This window comes from Campylobacter rectus (assembly GCF_004803795.1).
Classification (GTDB): domain Bacteria; phylum Campylobacterota; class Campylobacteria; order Campylobacterales; family Campylobacteraceae; genus Campylobacter_A; species Campylobacter_A rectus.
The window spans coordinates 87,512-105,209 of the sequence record NZ_CP012543.1; the positions used below are offsets into that span (position 1 = coordinate 87,512).

At 46.4% G+C, this 17,698-nt stretch carries 16 protein-coding genes and 1 pseudogene; 14 read left to right on the forward strand and 3 right to left on the reverse strand.

Translation table 11 applies throughout. The features are described from left to right. Positions 1 to 2 precede the first annotated feature (2 nt). The gene (nrfD, locus tag CRECT_RS00520; protein WP_002943369.1) at positions 3 to 890 is read left to right on the forward strand and encodes an NrfD/PsrC family molybdoenzyme membrane anchor subunit; all 888 of its coding nucleotides are present in this window, start codon (positions 3 to 5) and stop codon (positions 888 to 890) included. 149 nt (positions 891 to 1,039) lie between these two features. Here the strand turns inward: nrfD and CRECT_RS00525 are convergent, their stop codons facing one another. Then, on the reverse strand, positions 1,040 to 1,567 hold the full coding sequence (locus tag CRECT_RS00525) for an ATP-dependent endonuclease (RefSeq protein ID WP_050771462.1): 528 nt from the start codon (positions 1,565 to 1,567) through the stop codon (positions 1,040 to 1,042). A 555-nt stretch (positions 1,568 to 2,122) separates the two neighbouring features. Here CRECT_RS00525 and CRECT_RS13125 point away from each other — a divergent pair. Both CRECT_RS13125 and CRECT_RS00535 read left to right on the forward strand, forming a co-directional pair. Next, positions 2,123 to 2,370: pseudogene (locus CRECT_RS13125) on the forward strand (type II toxin-antitoxin system RelE/ParE family toxin). After that, complete coding sequence (locus CRECT_RS00535; RefSeq protein WP_002943120.1) at positions 2,363 to 2,644, forward strand: helix-turn-helix domain-containing protein; 282 nt, start codon at positions 2,363 to 2,365, stop codon at positions 2,642 to 2,644. The pseudogene CRECT_RS13125 and the gene CRECT_RS00535 overlap by 8 nt, the downstream one beginning before the upstream one ends. Positions 2,645 to 2,738: 94 nt before the next feature. On the opposite strand, the gene CRECT_RS00540 is transcribed toward CRECT_RS00535, so the two are convergent. Further along, positions 2,739 to 3,566, reverse strand: a complete 828-nt coding sequence (locus tag CRECT_RS00540; protein WP_039887647.1) for a tyrosine-type recombinase/integrase — start codon at positions 3,564 to 3,566, stop codon at positions 2,739 to 2,741. Between the two features lie 936 nt (positions 3,567 to 4,502). Here CRECT_RS00540 and CRECT_RS00545 point away from each other — a divergent pair. From CRECT_RS00545 to CRECT_RS00565, 5 genes are all read left to right on the forward strand, one after another. Then, the gene (locus tag CRECT_RS00545) at positions 4,503 to 4,772 is read left to right on the forward strand and encodes a NifU family protein (protein ID WP_039887646.1); all 270 of its coding nucleotides are present in this window, start codon (positions 4,503 to 4,505) and stop codon (positions 4,770 to 4,772) included. Next, positions 4,765 to 5,310 carry a hypothetical protein gene (locus CRECT_RS00550; RefSeq protein ID WP_002943079.1) on the forward strand — a complete coding sequence of 182 codons (546 nt, stop codon included), beginning with the start codon at positions 4,765 to 4,767 and terminating at the stop codon, positions 5,308 to 5,310. Before CRECT_RS00545 ends, CRECT_RS00550 begins: the two co-directional genes overlap by 8 nt. After that, positions 5,294 to 6,586 carry a UDP-N-acetylmuramoyl-L-alanyl-D-glutamate--2,6-diaminopimelate ligase gene (locus CRECT_RS00555; RefSeq protein ID WP_002943458.1) on the forward strand — a complete coding sequence of 431 codons (1,293 nt, stop codon included), beginning with the start codon at positions 5,294 to 5,296 and terminating at the stop codon, positions 6,584 to 6,586. The genes CRECT_RS00550 and CRECT_RS00555 overlap by 17 nt, the downstream gene beginning before the upstream one ends. Before the next feature lie 610 nt (positions 6,587 to 7,196). Further along, on the forward strand, positions 7,197 to 7,544 hold the full coding sequence (gene panD, locus CRECT_RS00560) for an aspartate 1-decarboxylase (RefSeq protein ID WP_002943123.1): 348 nt from the start codon (positions 7,197 to 7,199) through the stop codon (positions 7,542 to 7,544). 267 nt (positions 7,545 to 7,811) lie between these two features. Further along, positions 7,812 to 8,096: a hypothetical protein gene (locus CRECT_RS00565; protein WP_039887643.1), complete on the forward strand. Its 285-nt coding sequence runs from the start codon at positions 7,812 to 7,814 to the stop codon at positions 8,094 to 8,096. Positions 8,097 to 8,308: 212 nt separating this feature from the next. Here CRECT_RS00565 and CRECT_RS00570 read toward each other — a convergent pair whose 3' ends face one another. Beyond that, positions 8,309 to 8,467 carry a hypothetical protein gene (locus tag CRECT_RS00570; RefSeq protein WP_002943265.1) on the reverse strand — a complete coding sequence of 53 codons (159 nt, stop codon included), beginning with the start codon at positions 8,465 to 8,467 and terminating at the stop codon, positions 8,309 to 8,311. A 304-nt stretch (positions 8,468 to 8,771) separates the two neighbouring features. Between CRECT_RS00570 and CRECT_RS00575 the strand changes: the two genes are divergently transcribed. The 6 genes from CRECT_RS00575 to CRECT_RS00600 all read left to right on the forward strand — a co-directional run bounded on the left by CRECT_RS00575 (position 8,772) and on the right by CRECT_RS00600 (position 17,683). Next, positions 8,772 to 9,089, forward strand: a complete 318-nt coding sequence (locus CRECT_RS00575) for a YbaB/EbfC family nucleoid-associated protein (RefSeq protein ID WP_002943502.1) — start codon at positions 8,772 to 8,774, stop codon at positions 9,087 to 9,089. A gap of 359 nt (positions 9,090 to 9,448) precedes the next feature. Next, on the forward strand, positions 9,449 to 10,648 hold the full coding sequence (locus CRECT_RS00580) for a DUF7488 domain-containing protein (protein ID WP_227932311.1): 1,200 nt from the start codon (positions 9,449 to 9,451) through the stop codon (positions 10,646 to 10,648). Positions 10,649 to 12,031: 1,383 nt separating this feature from the next. After that, positions 12,032 to 12,871: a polyprenyl synthetase family protein gene (locus tag CRECT_RS00585; RefSeq protein ID WP_039887692.1), complete on the forward strand. Its 840-nt coding sequence runs from the start codon at positions 12,032 to 12,034 to the stop codon at positions 12,869 to 12,871. A 617-nt stretch (positions 12,872 to 13,488) separates the two neighbouring features. Then, positions 13,489 to 13,734: a hypothetical protein gene (locus CRECT_RS00590; RefSeq protein WP_081451646.1), complete on the forward strand. Its 246-nt coding sequence runs from the start codon at positions 13,489 to 13,491 to the stop codon at positions 13,732 to 13,734. Between the two features lie 939 nt (positions 13,735 to 14,673). Continuing rightward, complete coding sequence (locus CRECT_RS00595; protein WP_002943083.1) at positions 14,674 to 15,921, forward strand: hypothetical protein; 1,248 nt, start codon at positions 14,674 to 14,676, stop codon at positions 15,919 to 15,921. Positions 15,922 to 16,294: 373 nt separating this feature from the next. Beyond that, positions 16,295 to 17,683, forward strand: a complete 1,389-nt coding sequence (locus CRECT_RS00600; RefSeq protein WP_002943135.1) for a hypothetical protein — start codon at positions 16,295 to 16,297, stop codon at positions 17,681 to 17,683. Positions 17,684 to 17,698 lie beyond the last annotated feature (15 nt).

The following is a 17,698-nucleotide window of genomic DNA, read 5'->3' on the forward strand; positions in this document are numbered from 1 at the left end:
CGATGGTACAGACGACTTGGGGATGGCTCATAGTCATCTATTTGTTTCTAGGCGGTTTAGGTGCCGGGGCGTTTTTATGCTCGGCTTTGGCTTACAAGGGCTTTTTGGGTTCATTAAACGAGAGGTTTTATAAATTCGGCTTTCTGCTAGCGCCCGTTGCGGTGATAATAGGAACCGCGCTTTTGCTATTTGACTTGGCGCCGAGCGCCGCGATAAATCCTCTTAAAATTTTACAGCTCTACACGCGCCCTGTTTCGATGATGAGCATAGGTACGTATCTGCTTACGTTTTTTATCGTAGTCAGCGTTTTGGTGCTTTTGCAGATCAAAAAAAGCGGTAAAATTTGCGATATGATGCTCACGCTCGGAGCTATTTTGGCGCTTGGAGTTATGGGATATACGGGGCTACTGCTTTACGTCGTAAAGGCGATCCCGCTTTGGGCTAGCGTGTGGCTGCCGATTTTATTTACGATCTCCGCGATCTCTACGGGGCTTAGTGCAAACGCCGCCGCTACGCTAAATGCAGGGCACGGGCTAAGCCGCTGTGCGCATAAATTTCACGTCGCGTTAGTTGCGCTTGAGATCGTTGCGGTACTAGCGCTATTTGCTAGCGTAAGAAGCGAGGCTGCAGGCATGGCTAGCGTAACCAAGATAGTCAGCGGCTCGCTTGCGCCAATGTTTTGGATAGGCTTTGTCGTGTTTGGGCTTGCTTTGCCGCTGCTAGGCGGAAGCAAATTTATGCTTCGCAGCTGCAGTGTGAATACAGACGGTAGCGTCTGTGCGCACGGCGGCGAGGAGGTAAAAAGCTGTGTTTATAACGAATACGGCGTGCTTATAGGCGGCTTTTGCCTAAGAGCGTTTATCGTGCTGGGTGCGGTTTATATATTTTAACCCCTCCTTTCTGATACCGGTCGGGCATCCGCCCGACCTTTAAATTTTAACTTTAAATTGTAATTTTTTGATAGATTGCTAAAAACGACGTCGCATTAAGCGATTCTTGATTTTAAATAGGCTACCTCAAAATTATTGGTAGGCTATTTTTATTTATAAATTACTCTAATTTTTTCAGCGAAACTTTCTGATATATGGAACTCACTAGATTTAATATGTTTTAACGCTTGAAATGGCTTGCCTGACTTGCCACAATCATATCCAAGCTCCTGCTCAATATCGTTTACAAGCTCTACAGATAAGCCTAGTTCATTATTTATTTCATCTAAAATTGCTTTGGTTGCAGAATCTGCTGCACCTATTGCTTGCTCTGACTTATTTTCTTGGTGATCTTTGTCATATACCGAAACGTATGGAATCTTAAATTTGTTCATTAACTTAATATATAAAGGAATATTTTGTTTTGAACCACAATCGATGACGGTATAACTATGCTTAAACACTCCCAACTTATTTGCCAATGCAGGAAGAATCACTTTGTCAGTTTGCCCTTCAACTAAAATAACTTTTTCAGCAAAAAATAATTTACCTCTATCTGGATTAATCCAATAAGACAAATTCCATTCATTCTTTTGGTTTCCATCAAATAGATCCTCTTCGCATTGAGTTATTTGCATTTTTTTTGCCTTTTTATTTTTTTATCCAATTCTAGCCGGCATTTTCCGAAGTCAATAGAAAAATGCATTTAGAAAATAGTGCCTTATATATCGGCATTTGAGAGGTATTTTTGATAAAATATTTTATTTCTATTTTTCTGGTTAAGCTAGTTTTAATTAAAATTACCATATGGAATAAATAAAGATATAGCGTAGTATTGGTAGCAGAATAAAAAATTTTTTGGAATTCTGGAAAAATTTCATTTTTCTAAACAAAAAATAAACCAATTTGATTTAAATAAAGCAGACGAAAAAAATAGTGAAGTTTTGGATTTTTAAAATAGATGTTTTTATGCAAAACTCGCGAAAGCAACCTAAAGCCTAAGCCGTAAGGCGTGTTGCGAATTTTAATATCATAATATAATCATTTAAAAAGCGCATAAAATTTTTTCCAAAGAAATTTAATATCTTTTATGATATAATCCGTTCAAAGGATAAATTTTGTGGGAAATTATATTTTTGGATGACCGAGTAGCTGAGGAGTTTAGGGCTCTGCCACCTAAAATTTCAGCCAATATGACCCATATATTTAAGCTCTTGCGTCTTTACGGCAACCAAGTGGTCGAGCCTCAAACCAAAAGTTTGGGCGACGAACTTTTTGAGATAAGGCTAAAGGCGCGGAAGGTATAGGCAGAGGAATATTTTGTTATATGACCGGTAGGCGCATTTATATATTGCACGTGTTTGTAAAGAAAAGCGATAAAATACCTCAGAAAGAACTAGATATCGCCAAAAATAGATTGAAGGAGTTAAAAAATGCCTGAAGTAAAATTTGACGACGTATTTAACGAAATTATGAAAAGTGATGAATTTAGGGCCGAATATGAAGCTCTGATGCCAGAGTACGAACTAAAGAGCGAGTTGATAAAAGCTAGAATAAAAAGCGGTCTAACGCAGTCGCAGCTAGCGGAGAGGATGGGTATGAAACAGTCTAATCTAGCTAGACTAGAAAGCACAAGCGGAGATTTTAAATTTCAGACGATAGTCAAATACGCAAAAGCATTGGGGCTAAAGCGGCTAAATATCGTACTAAACTAACAAAAATGCGAGGTCAAAATTTGACTCGCGCAAACACAATTTATAAACCAAGAAGCAGGCAGCGCTGGTTTTAACTTGAAAACTATTTCTACCCCTAATCTTTTATGATTACTAAATTTTCTATCACTTGCGAACTCTTTTGGGTTGCCCTATAAGTATCGACGCCAAGATAGTGTTGCAGGGTCGCTAGTTCCTCGTGCAATAAAGTGCCCGACATCGTGTGTATATCTGCGCTAGCTTCCGCAAGAGCGCCTACTACTACATCTCGCGCCGTATGCAGGTGAAAATTTTCAACACCCGAAAGTTCTCTGATTTTTTTAACTTGTCTGTCTAGATTAACTATCGTTTCGCTGCTTACGGGGCTAGCAAATACCAACTCGGCTATTCTCGGTATCTCTTGTAGCTTGGATGCTATAAAATTTGGGATGGCTACGATATAGTCGTTGGAGCTCTTTGTCCTCTCTAAAAGCATAGTGTTGTTGCTGAAATTTATGTTTTTCCATTTTAGGTTTAAAATTTCGGACTTTCGCCTGCCCGTAAAAATCAGGGCAAAAAGCGTCCAATAAAAAATATCGTCGGCATAGAGTTCGTTAATGGCGGAAAACAAATTCCTAAGCTTACCCGAACAGTTGATAACTTTTGATTTTTTCTCGATCTTATCCAGCTTTAGACCAAACGTCGGCTCAAAAGTTAGAGCCCTATGAATAAACGCGTACTTAAACATAGGGCGTAAAATTTCCTTTATCGTTTTATTGTATGTTTTTGGTGATAGCCCTTTGCTTCGCATAGAGTTATAAAAAATTTGAATATGATCAAGCGTTACCTTTTCTATAGCCAGCGAGCCTAGCAGGCTGTTTTTGATATGATTGTTAAACATCGCCGCTAGCCCGGTCGTAGCTTTGGTTTTGGCTCTAGTTTCCATATATAAATCTCAAAGCTGTTTAACTTTGATGTTTGGCTGGATCCTAGAAACGGCAGATACCGCCATATCTTTGCTTTTTGCCCATTCGGCAAAAACCGCCATAGCTTCTTGCAAATATTCTCGCCTGGTCCATTTTTCTCTTGCGGCTATTTCGACTACTTTGGTAGCTCGCTTCCCGTCGCTACTTTTTTTTCTGAATAAAAACTTATTCGTATGATTTTTACTCACGTATATATTTGGAATTTTCGTCTTTTTGTATTCGCTTAGGCTGATTGATCGAGTCCTTTTTAAAATCCTTGCGCCGCTTTGAGTAACTCATTTGGCGATAGCATTATAATTCTAAAAAAGTTATAATTAGCTTAGAATATCGTATTTTAGGACTATATAAACTTATATAATCCTTAATAAATCTGTGGCGTATTTTTTCTTTTTAAATTTACCTACTTCAGTTATCTCAAAACTCCATTGATTTTTCATCTCAATCAAATTTATCTGCTCGCGGTTTTATATAGCTCTTGTTCTCTTGTTTGCAATTTTGCATATAGGCTAAAATACTAAAAATTAGTAGCTAGTTTAAAAATGTAGCGAGTTTTATCCTAAATTTTACGCAGTTTTACACGCAAATTTGCTTTTGAAAGGTTTGCTTGTATAGTAAGCGCTCGATATACCGAATTTATAATATCCGAAAGTAGTTTTTAGAAATATGCGATAACCGTTTGCATAACTACTTTAAGCTTTGCATCGCGGGTTGCAGCCTTGCTACCATTGCGCATTTTTCATCTTTGCACAGCCGCTGCTTTTTTTAAATTTGTCCATTCGCATCCGATCGCTTCAGGCTCTAAATTTAACCAAGCCAAAATAACCGCTAAATATCGGATCCATAGCGTATTTAAAATTTTATTTGCTATAATATCCCAAAAATTTAAAAGGCGAAAAATGATCCCATTTACCGATGAAGAGCTTTTAAAGCCCGTTAGCGCGAGTTTGCAAAAGGTTTTGCCTATGCTTGAAAACGACGGCGGAGGTATGGAGCTATTAGGCATCAAAAACGGCAAAATTTATGTCCGCCTTACCGGTCACTGCCACGGCTGCGCTGCTAGCACTACGACCCTAAAATACGGCATCGAGCGCCAGTTGCGCATCGATATCCACCCGGAGCTAGAGGTTATAAATATCCCCATCGGCGAGGAAGTTAAATTTGATTGATTACAAAAAGGCGGGGCTAAGAGCGTTTAACAAGGGCGAATTTGACGCCGCCGCGAGCTATTTTTCGCTCGCTTACGACAAAAAACCCGACAAAAAGCTGCTTTTTCTCATCATGCTTTGCTCGCTTGCCAAGACTCGCCGCGATGAGGCGATGACGCTTTTTGAGATATTTAAGCTAAAAGATAAGCTCGGTATGAGCCCCGGCGATCTGGAGGAAATTTTAGGCGCGCTTGAAGCGAGATTCGACAGGGACGAGGATCTTGAGGTGCAAAACGCCATCAGCTACGCCGATTTTATGGATGCGGTCAAGCGCGGCGGGTTTAAAAGCACCTTCGAGGACATTATGTTTTCCACGCGCGTGATGATCGACAACCGCGACGATTTTCTCGAGTTTTTGCAAAATCTTATCAAAAACGGCTTCATCGAAATGGGGCTAAACTACATCGAGAGCGCGGCTGCGATGTTTGCCGGAGACGAGCGGCTAAATGCTCTAGTTCGCGAGATCAACGAAAAGGCCGAAAGTGAAAATTTGCGTTAAAGAGGGCTTCGTCACCGATAACTCTAGCGTTTGCGAAGCGGGTTGCTATTTCGTTAAAACGGCGGCAAACGCCAAATTTGAAGCCGCCGCCGAGGCAAAAGGCGCGAAAATCATAAATTTGGCCGAGTGCAAGCGGCTATTAGACATCGATGAGAGCATCAAAATCATCGGCATCACGGGCACGAACGGCAAGACCACGACCGCAGCGGCTATCTGCGCTACGCTATTAAATTTAGGCTACGGATGCGGTCTGTGCGGCACTCGCGGCGCTTTTGTAAACAATGAACGCATCGACGATAAGGCGCTGACGACGAGCGAAATTTTACGCACGCTTAGCTACCTCAAAGCAGCTAGCGAGCGCGGTTGCGAATACTTCGTGATGGAGGTCAGCTCGCACGCTATCGCGCAAAAACGCATCGAAAGTCTGGACTTTGCGATGAAAATCTTTACGAATTTAACCCAAGACCACCTCGACTATCACGGCACGTTTGAAGAGTATGCGCGCGTAAAGAGCGAGTTTTTCGCAGACGACGCGCCAAAGCTTATAAATATAGACGACCGCGGCGGGATCAAATTTAACCCCGCAAACGCCCTAACTTACGCGCTTCATGCGAACGCGGACTTTGCACCCGGCGAATATTCGCTAGAAGGCGGTATCCGCGCGACGCTAAAGACCCCGCGCAGGCAAATGGCGCTAAGCTCAAATTTGCACGGCGAATTTAACCTCTACAACCTCATTGCAGCCGCCTCTTGCGTAGCGACGCTGACGGATAGACCGCTAGAGCAGATCGCTCGCGCGGCGGCGAAATTTGACGGCGTAGAGGGGCGTATGGAGGTCGTGAGTCGCGAGCCACTCGTGATCGTGGACTTCGCGCATACTCCAGATGGTATCGAAAAGGTGCTAAATGCATTGCGCCACCGCAAGATCGTCGCGGTTTTCGGTGCCGGAGGCGATAGAGATCGCACCAAACGCCCTAAAATGGGCGCGATAGCGCAAAAATACGCACACAGACTCGTCGTCACCAGCGACAATCCCCGCAGCGAAGAGCCTGAAAGTATCATCGCCGAAATCTGCGGCGGCCTAGAGATGAACGAGTGCGTCAAATGCATCGCAAACCGCAAAGAAGCGATAAAATACGCGCTTGAAAGCCTCACACAGGATGAAATTTTGGTGATTTTAGGCAAAGGCGACGAAACCTATCAAGAGATCAAGGGCGTAAAATATCCGTTTAGCGACAAAGAGGTCGTGCGCGAGCTTTTGGACGGATGCGTTTAAATTCGGCGTTTTAATTTTTTGAAAATTTACGGATAAAACGGCGATGAAGCAAAGGCGAAATTAAGTTAAATCAGGAATCGCTTTTTGCGTATGTTATTGTTAAATTTACAGCGGTTTGCGCCCGAAATTTCGCTCCGAATTTGCTTTTTTACCCGAGGTTATTACCAAGTAGCGTTAAATTTATCGCAGTTTTCTTTGCTCAAAATAAACGCTATTGATTTTAAATTTTAGCCGAAAATTTAACGGTAAAATTTTTGCTTGCGGCAAATCAAGTTTCGGGCTATTTGGGTTTGGATCGCGAGCTTAAATTGACGACCTTCGGAATTTTTCTAGCCCGCTAAAATCACGCTTGAGTATTGTTTTTGCGAACTTGATTTGTCGCGAAACCGCCGCTTGCGTAAATCGCACAAATTATCAAACGTCGCTAAATTTAGCTGTTTAAAAAATCATTTGCTGCCAAGAGCGGAGTGAAAGCATATCGGATTTTGTCCGAATTTGCATCGCGGCAAATGAGCGAAGACGATGCGGACGCGATACGGCACGGCTACATAAAGTTGCTTTTTGAGGCCGAATTTATAGTATAATCTCCAAAAAAACCAAAGGAAAACCGATGAAAATCGAAATTTTATCAAGCAAGATCCACCGCGCACGCGTGACGGATGCCAACCTAAACTACGTGGGCTCGGTCACGATCGGACCCGAGCTCATCGAGGCTGCGGGGCTTTGCGAGTACCAAAAAGTCGAGATCCTAAACGTCAATAACGGCGAGCGCTTCGCCACATACGTGATCCGCGGCGAGAAAAAGGGCGAGATCTGCCTAAACGGCGCGGCCGCGCGCAAAGTCTGCGTGGGCGACATCGTCATCATCGTAGCCTACGCGCAAATCAGCGCCAAAAAAGCGAAAAACTTCGAGCCTAAAATCGTGCAGGTAAATGCGCAAAACGAGATCGTAAAATAGCGTGCGGCCTCGTTTTGAGGGGCTTTTGCCCTACCGTAGCGCCACGAAAAACAAAAAGCTAGATAAAAAAGCTCGCCGAGTTTCGCTTTCGCCTTACGAGCGATGCAAAACGGCGCAAGCTCTCTGCCGCCGTCTGCGCCGAAGATGCACCCTCGCGGCAATATGAGATTTGCGAAATTTCGAGCTCCTGCGTGAATGAAATCAAATTTGACCTGCCAAACGCGGACTACGCGGAAAGCATATGCGAAAACTACGTCTCGCAGCTCCTTGCGACCGGTAAACAAGGCCTCTACGCGAGACCCGATATATCAAATTTACAAAATTTATGATTTCGCGACCTGTGCGCTGCTGCCGCTAGAGCAAAAAGTCAAGACCTTGATGCTCAAGCGCTATCTAGGCTGTCTTAGCAAATTTGAGACGGAGCCGGGCGAACAAAATTTAAGATTTACGGCTACAAGCGCTAGCTTTTTCGCGCACGTTTTAAGCGCGAAATTTACGTTTGCGGCGCCAAGTCAAATTTGCATTAAATTTACCGCCGAGTTAGCCGTTTAATGCGTGCTAAATTTGATCAAAAGACGAGATTGAGCTACGAGAAATTACACGGCGCCGTTTGCGAAACGGTAGAAAATTTAAAGCGAGCAAGGTTGCAAATAAGAAAATCGAACGCGTATCTGACCGCTATCTTAAACTGCTTTTAGTCCCGCGATTTGCTGTTTTATCGTCTCGGGCGAGCTTCTCGCATCTTCTAGAAAAGTTACGCGCCGTCAGACGGATCGATCGTATTTTCCAAGATCGGTCGGCCGCAGCTCGTCCAAAAAATCTGCGAACACGCAAAGAGCGAGCCAAGGCAGATCAAAACGCGCGACCATCCTTATTTCGCCTCGGTTTTCGTTTTTATCAAAGCTCGCCGCTACTTTTAACAAATCAAAATTTTACTCTTTTAAAATTTAGCGAGGCAACCCGCCGTTTCGCCATTTTCGCGCGCTCTGTATCCCGGTCGTTTATTTTAAAACTCCTCGTAAATTTTATCGTCAAAATCAAATGTCGTCATAATCGAAAGCCTAAAAAATTGAGCATTTTTTCTAAAATAAATTTTTCCTTAAAAAGCCTCTTTGTATCCGGTTTTTTGCAAATCCGTAAAGGCGGGAATGAAACTTGCATAGCCAAGCTTGATAAGTAAATTTAGCTTAAATTCGCTAAAATAGTAAGAAATTTGAAAGGATTTTTATGTTTGAGGGGATCGATTTTTCAAAAATGGGGCAGATGCTCGAGGACGTGCAAAAAAAGGCGCAGGAGATCGAGCAGGAGAGCCAAAGGCGCGAGTTTGGCGCAAAAAGCGGCGGCGGGCTTGTTAGCGTCAAGGCAAACGGCAAGGGCGAGGTGCTCGATATCAGCATCGACGATAGCTTGCTAGAGGACAAGGAGAGCTTGCAGATCTTGCTCATCAGCGCCGTAAATGACGTGCTAAAGATGATCGAGGACGACCGTAAAAACGCCGCGTCAAGGATGCTGGGCGGGTTTGCCGGTATGGGGCTGGACCGATGAAGTACGCAGCTTTCTCGCGTCTTTTGGACGAGGTTTTCGGGGTTGCGCGGTCAAATTCGAGCGACCGGATCGCCTCTTGCGGTTTGGATTTGCGCGATTTTGCTTCTTGGGCCAAATTTAGCGCTTTTTTTCAGAATTTTCGCGAACGGCGAACGGCAAAGGCGTTAAAAATCGGGGCTAAATTTGACGCGCATAGACAGAGCTTGTTCGCTAAGGCCGCAAAATTTGCAAATTTAAAAAATTTGTCCGTTTTGCTTTTTGTGCCAAATTTTACTCATTTTCGAGCTTTTAGCCGTCGATTCGGAGCAGAGCGAGCAAAGTATAAGGGCGGCTTTTTTGCGAATTTTATAACGCCAAATTTGCCCATACGAGCAAGCTTTTATAGGGTCGGCAGCGCAAACGAAGCGGTAAATTTCGGCTCAAATTCACGCGCTCTATCGCAAAAAACTCAATCCTTTGCAAATTTAATCTCGAATTTTGTTTTATCGGCTTTTATGATCTGCGTTTTCGCCGCTTCGCTCAGAGCCGAGCCGCGCCCGACGCAAGACGATTTTAACGCATGCTTCGAGAAAAATTTGCCCGCTATGATAAACGTCGCGGGTAACGACGGCATCGCGATCACGCCAAATCTAATCGCCGTCCCTAAAGGCGAAACGCCGGTCAAAAATTACGTTAAATTCGACCCGTATCTGAAGCTTTATCTAGTCGCTTCGGACGCGAAACTGGAATTTATCAAAATGGCCGACGACAACGCGACAAAAAAAAGCGACTGGGTCAGCGTCACGCGCGAGCTAAACGCGACTGCTTACGGCCACGTGAAGGCGCAAGCTCGGGCGCTGGGCGAGCTTGATACGCTCACGTTCGACGCGGGCGGCAAAGGCGCAGTGCTGAGCCCTTGCTGCAGGCTACGCGGTATCGCCGTGGGCGGGGATAAATTTATCCCGAGTCGCTATTTAAAGCACTTTGCGGCGTATAAGGACGTGTATTACGGCGACGTTGGCGCGGTCTTTGAGGAGCGAGACGGCAAATTTTATACTAAGAGCGTCGATCCGCTAGGACGCGGCGCGGCGCTGATGACGGGCGATGAGGTTTTGAGCATAAACGGCGAGAAAATGGAGAGCTTGCGCGAGCTAAACGAGAGGATTTTGTTTGCTAAAAAGGGCGAGAAACTTAAATTTGAGGTTAGGCGCGGCGACGAGATTTTGAAATTTAACCTCGCGGTCTCGCAAGACGCACCAAAAAAAGAGGAAAAAGCGCCGATGAAAATGGATAAAAACGCCGTTAAGAGCGCAAAAATGCAGTCCGCCACGCAAAATGTCGATGCCGCAAAAGCGCAAAAGCTCTACGGGCTAACTTTCGACGAGAAACTAACCGTAAAAAGCGTGGATGCGGATTCTAGCGCGGCGAAATTCGGCATCAGGGTCGGCGACAAGCTGATGCAAGTGGGCCAAAAAACCGTTTCAAGTCGTAAAGAAGCTCTCGAACTGCTCGTTAAAAACGGCGCTCAGACGCTACTTTTCAGACGAAACGGCTTTGACTTTTTTTACAATGCGCGTTAGGCTTCGGGCCGGCTAAATTCGACCCGCCTTTTGACGGCATAAATTAAACGCTTGCGCGTCAAATTTGACTTGCCTTTTTACGGTATACGGATTTTGTTTCGCGGAGGGCGCTAAAATTCGTCGTTTGCGTGTGGATTTGACGTCGCTAACCCGTGCGAATTTGGTGCGAAACCGGGTTGCTTATCCGCTCAAACCGGCTCGCCAGCGACGCAAAATCGGACGCAAAAATAAAACGGAGAATAGATGCAAAATAATAAAAATTTAGCAAATGAAATAAGCGAATTTAGAGCAAAGAAATCTAGGAACGGACAAATTTTTCTAAAAAACGATGATGGAGCGTCAAATTTGAGCGGGTCGCAAACCCTGCCGAAAAGTCAAAATTTAGCGTATTTAAATCAAGCTCAGATTCCCGCGCCGAGTTTAGACGAAAATAAAGTCGAAATTTTACCGCAAACGCCTAAAAAATCGACGACTAATTTTGCGGACAGCGGCATACGGTCGGTGAGATTTGTCCGGATGCAAACTTTAAATTTAGCCCAAAGACAAGCAGCGAATTCTCCGCAAAATTTAAAGCGCGGAATCGTTTTAAATTTGCTACATAAAAATTCGCAAAACAAGTCCGATTTTACGTTTGCTGCGTTGCAATGCGGTTTTAAAAAATTAACTCCAAAAATTTTTGCCGAACAAACGCGGTTTTCTCCGCAGAAAAAGACGCCGCAAACCGCGACGCCGTCACGAAAACCGCAAGCCCCGATAAATTGCGTTAAAAACCAAAATTTATCGCGCGATTTAGTCGTAAATTTATCGCAAAATAAGCCGTATTTTTCACTCGGCTCGTCGCAAATTCGCATAAAAAAACGAGCTTTTAGTTTTATCGCCGCGCAAGCGAAAATTTTTCCGCAAAAAAAGTCCGATTTCGTATGCGGTTTGCCGCAGGCAGAAGTTGGGCGGGCTAAAGCCTACAAGCAAACTCGATTTTTCGCACGGATTTTGCCGCGAGCCATGGATGCGTTCCAAAAGTCGCAAGCCCCGATAATCCGCTCTAAAATTCAAATTTTACCGTGCGGCGTCGCATTAAATTTATCGCAAAACGAGTCTAATCTCACGCGCAATTTGCCGCAAAATAACTTTAAGGGGCGGATTGTGGCGGACGGGCAATCCCGGATCACGCAAAATTTCCGCACGGATGCGACTCAAAATCGGTTCCGAATTTTAAACGAAACCAGGTCGAAAAACGGTCCCGAAAATCCGACTCAAGGCCCGAAAAACCGAGCAAATTCGATCTCGCTCAACGCGGCAAAAGGCTCGTGTTTTACCTCGGGCACAAATTTACAGCCCGGCATAAATCAAACTGCTCCGAGCGCCGCCGACCAGGACGCACTTTTGGCCGAGTTTAAGGCGTTTTTGGGCGCGCACTTGCCAAGCAACCCTAGCTTTCATCCGTGCTTTGACGAGGCGCTTTCATACACGCTAAAATCGGGCGGCAAGCACTTTCGCGCGATGCTGGTCGCAGGCGTCGTAGCGGCGGTGCGTCCCGAGCGCAAAGAGGCGGCGTTTCACGTCGCGCTGGCATTTGAGACGATGCACAGCTACTCGCTCATCCACGACGATCTGCCCGCGATGGACGACTCGGATCTGCGCCGCGGACAGCCTAGTTTGCACGTCAAATTTGACGAAGTAACGGCGATTTTAGCGGGCGACGCGCTAAACACTCATGCCTTTTATCAGATAGCAAGAGCCCCGCTGGACGCGGATGCGCGCATAAAATGCGTCGAAATTCTAAGCCGAAACGCCGGTATCTACGGCATGGCGCTAGGGCAGGCGGTGGATTGCTATTTCGAAAATCAAAAGCTAGGACTCGAGGAGCTAAAATTTCTGCACATCCACAAGACCGCGCGCCTCATCGCAGCAAGCTTGCAAGCAGGCTGCGTCGTGGCGGGGCTAGACGAGACGGAGGCTGCGCGCATTTACGACATCGGGCTTGATCTGGGGCTAGCGTTTCAGATCGCAGACGACATCATCGACGCGACGCAAAGCGCCGAAACGGCTGGCAAACCGACGCATAACGACGGCGCGAAAAACTCCTTCACCAACCTTCTTGGCGTGGAGGGCGCGGTGCAGGCTAAAAACGAGCTCATCGCAAAGATAGAGCGCGAGCTAGGCACCGTGCATGCGGGTATCCGGGCTATCGTGATGGGTCTTATTGACAAGCATTTGCGGTAAATTCGGGCTAAATTTGATTAAATTTGCCTCTTGGATGATAGAATTTGAAAGGCAAATTTAGTGCAAATTTATCGGTTTTTAAACTGCTTGTCGATAAATTTGCTTGTCATCTCGTGCTACTTTTTAACTATTAATCTTTGTGGTTCGTTGTTAAATTTGTAGCCGTTTCTTTACCACTCGTATCGTAAATTTAGCTTTTTTTGCTCGCCGGGTTTGGTTTTTTGACCGATATATGCGCTGTTGCTTCCGCATCGCCATCAAATCCGTCACCGTTTTTGGTGCGCATTTATTTTGCGCGCTAAACCTGCAAACATTTGTCATAAACGCTTAAATTTAGACTAGACTTCGCATCTCGAATTAAAGATAAATTTAAAAATCTCTGCACCGAAACTCACGATCGTTTCGTATAAATTTAACTCAAAAATTTAATCCGGACATAATCTAGCCGAAATATTCGTCGTAAGCGCCGAAAATATGCTCCATAAAGCCTGAAAAGTAGGCCAAAGGCAGGGCAAATTTACTCCAAAAGGACGCAAAGGCAAGCGGATCCGCAAGAAAAGATTAAGGAGTTGCAGCGCAAGATCGCCTATTTTTAGACGGGCGGAGTAAGCCGCGAGGTGCGATCGACGAGTGCCGGATCGGCCGCGTGCTCGCCTATGTGGCGGACGAGGAGCTGCCGGCGGACAAAAACGGCGCGCCTGTTTCCTCTAGCTCAGTTTTATCTGCCGGCGCCGCCTTATGTGCCGCAGGTCTTGGACGTCGTCAAGCTGCTTGCGGTCTTTATCTCGCAGGATCTCATCGGCAAATTTGATGAGGAGACGGACGGACTCTTTATTTCGCGCCTTGCACTCGCAGCCGCTTAGTCGCCGCGAGTCGGCGATGCAGACGGACGATCAGCAAGTATAAAAACGAGGAGCTCGTCATAAAGGAGCTTGCAAATCCGCGCTCGCGGATAAAGCCATTTCCTTTGCAACCCAAATTTGTCGCGGACGACGTTGCGAGCCGGGGCGACGGTGAGCCGGATGCGGCGTCATAGATGAAATTTTACGTCTTGAGGAGACGGCGGGGCTTGAATATTACGACGACATCGCCTTGGAGTTTTATGGCCGCACGAAACTAGGCGGTTACCCCTTCTTTTGCCAGCCCGGAGCGAGCTTCGGCGATGGTTTTGGGTTTGTTTTTCAGATTTCTTTAGACAAAAAGACGGACTTTAACGTCGTTGGTGGCAGCTTGATGTTTGCTAAAAACCTATAAAGCGGCGCGTGGAGTTTGTATTAAATTCGATTAGGCGCGCGAAGGCAAATTTATGCTCGTTTGCAAAATTTCGCCGTTTTAAATAGACGCCAGAGCCTAGCAAATTTGCGATGAAATTTTATCGGCGCGAGGCTTGAGCCCGCTCGGCGCGGATTAAATTTAAACGGCGTCCGATCTGGATTAAATTTAAACCGCCGAGAAACGAGCCGTATGCAATGAGCTTAACTCGCTAGACGCAGTAAATCTCTTATACCGTCGCCAGACTACGCTGCATCGCCGCTAAAGCGCGTTACGAACGGCCCCGCTATCAAATCTCGTGCGCTTCATCGCCTGCTCGATCGTAGCAAATCAAGCCGCAAATTTTATCCATCGCTTCGTTTAAATCGGTTATGCCCGCATCCGGCTAAACTAGTCTCCGATGCCGTCACCCTAAAGCGCCGCTAATCTCGCCTTATTCATCAAAGATCGGCCCTTTAAAACCGCAAAAACTGCAAAATTCGGCGTCCTTTTTATGCTATAATCATTTAAATTTATCAAAAGGAGAGATAATGAAAAAGATAGCCTTATCGCTTGCGCTTTTGTGCGCGGCGGCGTTTGCCAAAGAGTATAACTACATGCTGGCTAGCACCGCGCAAAAGACCTTTGAGGAGCCGGCCTCCAGCTACGAAACGAAGCAAAGCTACGACGCCAAGACTCGCCGCTTAGAGCTAGTGAGCAGCTCCGAGCTCGCAGACGGACTAAAGGGCAAACACAAAGAGGTGAGCTACTATAACAAAGCCGGCGAGATGACGAAATTTGAGGCCTTCAGCTATGATTTTGCCGCAAAAAAATGGCTAAAAACGACCGAATACAAAGCCGATTATAAAAACGGCGTTCTTGTACAAGAGTCGAGTTCATTTGTCCGAGGCCTGCCGCAAAACGCTAGCAAAACCGTGACAAAGCGCCTAAAAAACGCTAGCGAGGACGTGAGATACGAGCTGGTAAAAGGCAAATGGAAAAAAGCCACGCTAACTAAAACCGTCGAGGACGCGCACGGCAACAACGAGCTGATCGTCTTTAGCGTCTGGGACGGCAAAAGGTGGCAGCCTAAATCAAAAACGCAGCTACTCTACGGCGCGGACGGACAGACGCGCGGCTACGAGAGTTGGGATTACGCAAAAGGCGCATGGCAAAACCGCGAAAGAGGGCTGGTAGCGGGCGACGTGAAGGGCAAATACGAGCAGGTAAGAAGCGTATTTGAAAACGGCGCGTGGCGCTACGCCGAGATGTCAAAGCACGACTACGACGCCTCTAGCGGCAAGGACGTGACGATAAATCTCATCTGGAACGCCGAGCAAAACGCATGGGAGAACAACTACAAAGACGTTATGGTCGTAGATGGCGCGGACTTCGAGACGGCGGCATTTTTGTGGGATAAAGAGCGCAAAGAGTGGGCACAGGAATACGCCAGCCGCAATATCTACGACAAAAACGCCCGTCTGCTAATGCAGCGATACGACACGAGAGACGGTAGCGAGAAGTTCGTCTATAGCTATGACGTGCGCGGCGATAACGTCAGCGTCGACGTCTATGAACTAGCCGGCGACGAAAACGGTAAAAGATGGGTGCATAAAGGGCGCTCGGAGGCGACTTTCGATCCGAAAATCCTAGCTGACGACGTCGGTCACGGCGGCTCGCTGATGTCTTTTGATATGCCTAGCGAATACGCGGTAACCGGCTACAAGAGATTTGTCGCCGCGGACGGTAAATTTAAGCTAGCAGAAGAGCAAACGTGGGAGTATAAAAAGATGAGGTAAATTTGACAGATTTTTGTGTGCTTGGGGGGTGTCAAATTCGGCTTGATGCGTAGCCGAATTTGACGGATAAATTTGCGTGGCGGACTTTGTTCTTTGGTAAATTTTGCGAGATTTGGTTTAACGCACGACGTTTTTAACGATTTATAATGTAAATCTGACCTATTTTTCGGCTCTGATTTAAATTTAGAGGGATTTGTTTTGCTTTGCTGCGGCCGATTTTAAGCGGTTAGTATTAAAATTCGGCTCATTTTCGCGTGAAATTAGGGTTTGTAAATTTGAAGATTTTATTTAGCTTGACTACACCGAATTTAACGTCCTTTGGCGGTCAAATTTGTAAATCGCGGTGCACGGTTAAATTTAAAAAGGAGCGGCTATGAGAGGTATTTTTAGAATTTCGCTCGATGGTGCGGCCGGCTTTACGGCGGTAAATTTAAAGCTGCGGGCTATTATTTCGGCAGGTGCCTTTCGATCGCGGACGGCAATTTTGACGGGCTCTATTTTGGCGGCGACATTAGCGCTCGCGATGCCTGCAGGCGCGACCGAGACGGGCGAGGCGCCGGATAAAATTTGCCTAAAAAAGACGAGCTACAAAACGCAGGGCGACGCCGTGCCGCGCTACGAATACGAATCAAGTCAAATTTACGATGCGAAGGCGCGCCTGCTAGAAAAAATCTACGACGAAATCAGCGATGACGATAGGCGCAGAACGAAAAGCGCGGTCAAATTTGACGAAAGAGGCGAACGAGAAATCGGCAGCACCGAGTACGAGTGGGACTTTAGCGCCGGCAAATGGCGAAAAGTAGGGCTCTCAAGGACCGAGAGGACAAAGGACGGTGCGTTTGTCTATGTCAGTGTCTACGGTCAAAACGGCAAACTAAACCAAGGTCAAAAAACCGTCGAAAAGCGAGCGGGCGCGACGGAAATCTCTCAAAATTTCACCCTAAAAAACGGCAAATGGACGCCGACGTATCTAACCAAAAGACTTTATGACGAGAGCTACAAAACAGCGCTCATAGCGACCTTTGAGTGGAGCGCCAAAGCCAAAAAATGGACTCCGTACGAAAAATCGATATATCACTATAGCGGCGACGTTTATGCTAGCTCCGAAGGATATAAGTGGCGCGGCAAATGGGTGCCGCAGACAAAGCGAGCGGCCTTTACGGCTGCGGACGGAGCGCGCACCGAGATAAGCTTTACGTGGAGCGAAGGCGCGTGGCAGCCAGGGGAGAGGGCGGTGCAAAAAACCCAGCCCGAATTTAGGCGCTTTACCGATCTTAGATGCCGCTGGAACGCTGCAAATAGCGAGTGGAGGGGCTGCTACAAAAACGTGCGAGAGGAGACCGAGCAAGGGCGGCTAAAATATGCCGTATCGTCGCTTTGGCGCGAGGAGTCGCAGCGCTGGGAGGTCGTGTTTGAAAACGAGCTTAGCTACGACGCGCGCGGCAAGGTGATAAAAAATCGCGAGACGTCCGAAGACGAGCGGCGCGAGTATATTTACGCCTACGACGAGGCGGGCAACAACATTTCCGTCGCACTGCGCGCGCCTGATGAGAGCGGCAAATGGCACGAAACGCAAAAGACGATAAACGTCTTTGAGCGGGATATCTCGGCGCACGACGTCCTGGATCGCGGCTTCATCGGCGACTACGTAGCCGCGGGCGAAAACGCGATCAAAAGCAGCAAGCAGTATTTTCTAAAGGACGGCGAATCTAAGCTAAACGAAACTCGCGAGTGGGTTTACGGAAAGTGCGAGCTGCAATAAAATTTGAAAAGCCTC